Genomic DNA, 5,333 nt, shown 5'->3' on the forward strand with positions numbered 1-5,333 from the left:
CCCGCCGGTTCGCCGGCAGCCTGTTCGGGGCTGAGGTAGGCCGGGGTGCCGGAGCTGTCATCGGGGTCGCCGTGGTGGCCTTCGCGGATGGTGATGGCCACGCCGAAGTCACTGAGTTTGGCGCGGGCGCGCCGGTCCTCGACGCTGTAGTCCACGAGCAGGATGTTGGCCGGCTTGACGTCCCGGTGGATGATGCCGTGGTGGTGGATGTGCGCAAGACCGTCGGCGAGATCGTGTCCGATCAGCGCCATGTGGGCCGCCGACAGCGGGCCCTCGGCCGAGCGGCGGCGCAGGTCGGGGCCGCGGACGAGTTCCATCACCAGATAACTGAGCCGGCGGGTCGGGTCACTGAGGTCCGTGCCGGCGTCGAACAATGTCACGAGGGCATGGTGGGCCATCCCCGCCAGGATCCGCACTTCATCGGCTTGCCTGCGGGTCCGTTCTTCGTCCACTGTCCCGTCGCGGAAGAGTTTGACTGCCACTTCACGCCCCAGGACCTCGTCCGTGGCACGGTACACGCTCGATTGGCTGCCCCGGCCAATGAGTTCTTCGATCCGGTAGCGCCCGCTGAGCAGGAAACCGGGGTCCATGGTTGTCAAAGGTCTACGTGGTCCCTCTAATGGGGCCGCCGCTGGAAGCGGGCGGATCAGTCCAAAGCCGGGACAAATCCCGGCACCCGCATCATAAGCAAGCTTACTTATCATAACGCGGAAACCGGATTCCGGAAGACTTCCGGGGAGTCTTTCGGTCCGCCGCCTTGGCTATTTTGCGGGGTTGTGGGTCCCGATCGGCACCAGGGTGAGGTCAGGGTGGTTCTTTTCAATCCGGCGCAGGGCCCAGACGTCGTTGAACAGGGCCAGGTATTCCCCGTCGGAGCGCAACAGGACTTCGGCGCCGGGGACGTTGGCCAGCGCCGGCATGGCGTCGGCGGTCGAGATCCGGGCCATGGAATACGGGAGCCGTTCCAGCCGCATCGGGGCGCTGAAGTCGTGCGCCATGCGGTCTTCGACCACTTCGAACTGCATGGGGCCGACGGCGGCAAGAACGGGCGCCTGGTCACCGCGGATGTCGGAGCGGAGCACCTGGATGACGCCCTCGTGCTCGAGTTGTTCGATGCCGCGGCGGAACTGTTTGAACCGGCTCGGGTCTTTGGAGCGCGCCACCTGGAAGTGCTCCGGGGCGAACAGCGGGATCGCGGGGAACTCCACGGGCTGGTCCAGGAACAGGCTGTCCCCCACGCGGAGGGAGGAGGCGTTCACGAGGCCCACCACGTCCCCCGGGAAAGCCTCGTCGATCACCTCGCGTTCGCGGCCGAAGACCTGCTGGGCGTACTTGGTGGCGAAGGATTTCCCCGTCCGGGTCTGGGTGACCACCATGCCGCGCTCGAACATGCCGGAGCAGACACGGATGAAGGCAACGTGGTCGCGGTGGGCCTTGTTCATGCCGGCCTGGACCTTGAAGACGAACCCGGCGAACGGGGCATCCACGGGGCGGGGGTCGCCGTCGACGTCGGGCCGCGGGGCGGCGGGCGGGGCGAAGTCGACGAGGGCGTCGAGGATTTCCTTGACGCCGAAGTTCAGTGCGGCCGAGCTGAAGAGGATCGGCGTCGCCTTACCGGCGTGGAAGGCCGCGACGTCGAACGCCAGGTTGGATTCGATGACCAGTCCGGCCTCGTCCACGGCGTTGGACCAGTCGTCGCCCTGGCTGGCGGCGGCCTCGTCGGGGGTGAAGTATTCGGTGAGGGCGATGTTGGCGCCGGCGTTGTTGCGCTTGAACTGCGCGAAGCGGTCGTTGCGCAGGTCCCAGACGCCGCGGAAGTCGCCGGAGATGCCAACGGCCCAGGTCAGCGGCATCGGCTGCAGGCCGGTGCGCTCGGTGATCTCGTCCATCAGCGCCAGGGCGTCCAGCCCGGGCCGGTCCCACTTGTTGATGACAGTGATGATGGGCAGGTTGCGCTGCTTGCAGACCTCGAAGAGCTTCATGGTCTGGGTTTCCAGGCCCTTCGCGGCGTCGACCAGCATGACGGCACAGTCCACGGCCGCGAGCACCCGGTAGGTGTCCTCGGAAAAGTCGGCGTGGCCCGGGGTGTCCAGGAGGTTGATGACGGTGTCCCGGTAGGCGAACTGCAAAGCGGCGGAGCTGATGGAGATGCCGCGGTCCTTTTCCATCTGCATCCAGTCCGAGACCGTCTCCTTGCGGTTGGCCTTGCCGCTGGAGGCGCCGGCCGTGCCGATCACCTTTGCGTGCAGCGCCAGGGCCTCAGTCAGGGTGGATTTGCCGGCGTCGGGGTGCGAAATGACCGCGAAAGTCCGGCGCCGGGCCGCCTGCTTGTGAATCTCCTGGACTCGGGCGGGGCTGAGGACTTCTTGAGACACGATGCTACTTTCGCTGCGGCAGTGGACGGGTCACGGCGCGGAGAGCCCGCGGTACACCCAAGGATCCAAGTTTATCGCAGGCCGCGGACCGCGGACGAAGCTGCGGCCGGACCGCGCATGAAGCTGCGCGGGGCCCGGGCACGATGCTGCGGCCTTGCGGCGCCAAAATGCCCTCACTGACGGCGCCCGGGGCAGCCCTTCAGGAGGCCCGCGGCAGCACGCCGCAATGGACCACTTTAAGGCTTGCCTGTGCGGAAGTGGCCCTGCTTTACCCCTATCATGGGGAGAGCGGGGAACTGAGTACTTTGATCCTGCCGGGAGACCCTGGAATCCGGCGCACTTGCAGGCTCGTCCCTGCACCTTTGAAGGGAAATCTATGGCTCGGAGCCCTGAAGATGCGCTCAAGGCGACCCTGGCCAGGGTGGCACCGGGCACAGCCCTCCGCGACGGCCTGGAACGCATCCTCCGCGGCCGGACCGGCGCGCTGATCGTACTGGGCATCGACAGGACCATCGAGTCCATCTGTTCGGGCGGCTTCGAGATCGGCATCGATTTCTCCCCCACCCGGCTGCGGGAACTGGCGAAGATGGACGGCGCCATCGTCTGCGACAAGGATGCCAGCAACATCCTGCGCGCGGCCGTCCAGCTCGTCCCGGACTCGAGCATCGAAACGCAGGAATCGGGCACCAGGCACCGGACCGCGGAACGCGTGGCCATACAGACGGGCGTCCCGGTCATTTCGGTCAGCCAGTCAATGCAGATCATCGCGCTGTACGTGCACGGGCTGCGCCACGTCCTGGAGGGCTCCGAAAAGGTCCTGGCCCGCGCCAACCAGGCCTTGGCAACCCTGGAACGCTATCGCTCGCGCCTGGACCAGGTCACCAGCTCGCTCTCCGCCCTGGAAATCGAGGCCATGGTGACGGTCCGTGACGTAGCGGTCACCCTGCAGCGCCAGGAAATGGTGCGCAGGATCTCCGAGGAAATCTCCCAGTACGTCCTGGAACTGGGCGAGGACGGCCGCCTGCTCTCGCTGCAGCTGGACGAGCTCACCGTCGGCCGCGGCCCGGGCAGCGACGTCATCATCCGGGACTACTCCGGTCCGGCCGCAACAGCGGAGGACATCGACAAAGCGGTCAAGGCCCTCGTCAGCCTGGGCCCGACCGAGCTGATCGACCTGGGCAAGATCGCCGGGATCGTCGGCTTCGCCGGCGGCGAGGCCAACCTCGACGCCGTCGTGCAGCCGCGCGGCTACCGCCTGCTCTCCGGGCTCAAGGCCGTGCCGAAGGCCGTCGCCGACCGGCTCGTCGACCACTTCGGTGGCCTGCAGTTCCTGATGGCGGCAACAATCGATGACCTCATGACCGTCGACGGGATCGGTGACCAGCGTGCCAGGACCGTCAGGGAGGGACTGAGCCGCATGGCCGAGGCCAGCCTGCTGGACCGCTTCCTCTAACCCCCTCCACAAACCCGTCGGGGGTAACTGGAGTTATACGGGTCAGCTGAGCTGGAACACGGCCTTGGGGCTGTTCTTGTTCGCCAGCCGGGCGGTGAAGACGTAGTAGGCGCCGCCGGCACCGGGCGTGGCCTCGACGGGCTCGCAGCCCTGCACCGTGCGGTTGCGCTGCCACGGGAAGTTCGCCGTCTCACTCTTGCCCGGAGCAATTGTCTTCATCAGGTCCGCGCTCTCCGCCTGGCAGTCCTTGGAGGAGAAGATCCGGTCCGAGCCGCTGGTGATCATGTACTCCATCTGCGACGTCCCGATGTTGACCTCGCACGGGACCTTGTTGTTGTTGGTCACCGTGAGGCTCAGCAGCGGCTTCTCACCGGCGGCGTAAGCCTGTTTGTCGGTGGCGGCCGTAACGGTGATCAGATTCTGCTCGCAGCCCTCCCCTGATGTGGCCGTGGGTGAGGCCGAAGCCTCCCCGGACGCCGTCGGGCTCCCCGACGCGGAGCCAGCCGGGCTGGCCGCCGGCGACGCCCCTGCCCCGGACGGCTGGGCGCCGGCAGACTGGCCCCCGCCCATGGCATTCGAGACCGCCACAAAGCCGCCGAAGGCCACCGCGATGACGAGCAGCAGGACCACCCCTGCAAACAGCCGGCGGCGGCGGTAGACCCGGCGCAGCGGGGGCCGTCCGGATTTGCGCCCGGATTGCCCCGTGGCCGAACCTTTCGGCCGCGAACCGCCCGTACCTGAAGTGCCTTGCCTGACCATTCTTCTAGCCTAGAGAACCGCGCGGGCTATGGCGCCCGACCACGCCGCGGGACCGGACGCCGTCCCGATCCGTTACCCCGATCTATTACGCTGAATGGATCGAGACTCTAACCCCCACGCCCCCCGTATCCGCCGCGGCACCGCGGGAACCCCTGCCCGCCGGGGCGCCCGGCCGCGCCGGCAATCTCCCAGGGCTGGGCGCCGGCAGACTGGCCCCCGCCCATGGCATTCGAGACCGCCACAAAGCCGCCGAAGGCCACCGCGATGACGAGCAGCAGGACCACCCCTGCAAACAGCCGGCGGCGGCGGTAGACCCGGCGCAGCGGGGGCCGTCCGGATTTGCGCCCGGATTGCCCCGTGGCCGAACCTTTCGGCCGCGAACCGCCCGTACCTGAAGTGCCTTGCCTGACCATTCTTCTAGCCTAGAGAACCGCGCGGGCTATGGCGCCCGACCACGCCGCGGGACCGGACGCCGTCCCGATCCGTTACCCCGATCTATTACGCTGAATGGATCGAGACTCTAACCCCCACGCCCCCCGTATCCGCCGCGGCACCGCGGGAACCCCTGCCCGCCGGGGCGCCCGGCCGCGCCGGCAATCTCCCAGCCCTCCATGCGGCCCTGGATGACTGGTTCGCGTCCAACGCCAGGGACCTGCCATGGCGGGCCGCGGACTGCACGCCCTGGGGTGTGCTGGTCAGCGAAGTGATGCTCCAGCAGACGCCGGTGGTCCGGGTCCTGCCGGTCT

At 67.8% G+C, this 5,333-nt stretch carries 4 protein-coding genes and 1 pseudogene; 2 read left to right on the top strand and 3 right to left on the bottom strand.

Features of this window, described 5'->3' with window-relative positions; all coding sequences use genetic code 11:
- Together Y706_RS30250 and Y706_RS0112940 are read right to left on the bottom strand one after the other, a co-directional pair.
- The coding region (locus Y706_RS30250) for a serine/threonine-protein kinase (RefSeq protein WP_043436123.1) at positions 1 to 590 on the bottom strand (590 nt) is incomplete at its 3' end.
- Between the two features lie 171 nt (positions 591 to 761).
- Complete coding sequence (locus Y706_RS0112940; RefSeq protein ID WP_028276909.1) at positions 762 to 2,375, bottom strand: peptide chain release factor 3; 1,614 nt, start codon at positions 2,373 to 2,375, stop codon at positions 762 to 764.
- A 376-nt stretch (positions 2,376 to 2,751) separates the two neighbouring features.
- On the opposite strand from Y706_RS0112940, the gene disA reads away from it, so the two are divergent.
- A complete protein-coding gene (disA, locus tag Y706_RS0112945) occupies positions 2,752 to 3,828 on the top strand; it encodes a DNA integrity scanning diadenylate cyclase DisA (protein WP_018774911.1) in 1,077 nt (358 codons plus the stop codon).
- A 42-nt stretch (positions 3,829 to 3,870) separates the two neighbouring features.
- Here disA and Y706_RS0112950 read toward each other — a convergent pair whose 3' ends face one another.
- A complete protein-coding gene (locus tag Y706_RS0112950; protein WP_028276910.1) occupies positions 3,871 to 4,587 on the bottom strand; it encodes a hypothetical protein in 717 nt (238 codons plus the stop codon).
- A 565-nt stretch (positions 4,588 to 5,152) separates the two neighbouring features.
- On the opposite strand from Y706_RS0112950, the pseudogene Y706_RS30255 reads away from it, so the two are divergent.
- Positions 5,153 to 5,333: pseudogene (locus Y706_RS30255) on the top strand (A/G-specific adenine glycosylase); the annotation flags it as partial.

This window comes from Arthrobacter sp. I3 (genome assembly GCF_000520575.1).
GTDB classification, from domain to species: Bacteria; Actinomycetota; Actinomycetes; order Actinomycetales; family Micrococcaceae; genus Arthrobacter; species Arthrobacter humicola_A.

Excerpts from the sequence above, each read along its gene's own strand:
- disA (WP_018774911.1), top strand. The coding sequence starts at position 2,752 with ATGGCTCGGAGCCCTGAAGATGCGCTCAAGGCGACCCTGGCCAGGGTG.
- Y706_RS0112950 (WP_028276910.1), bottom strand. The coding sequence starts at position 4,587 with ATGGTCAGGCAAGGCACTTCAGGTACGGGCGGTTCGCGGCCGAAAGGT.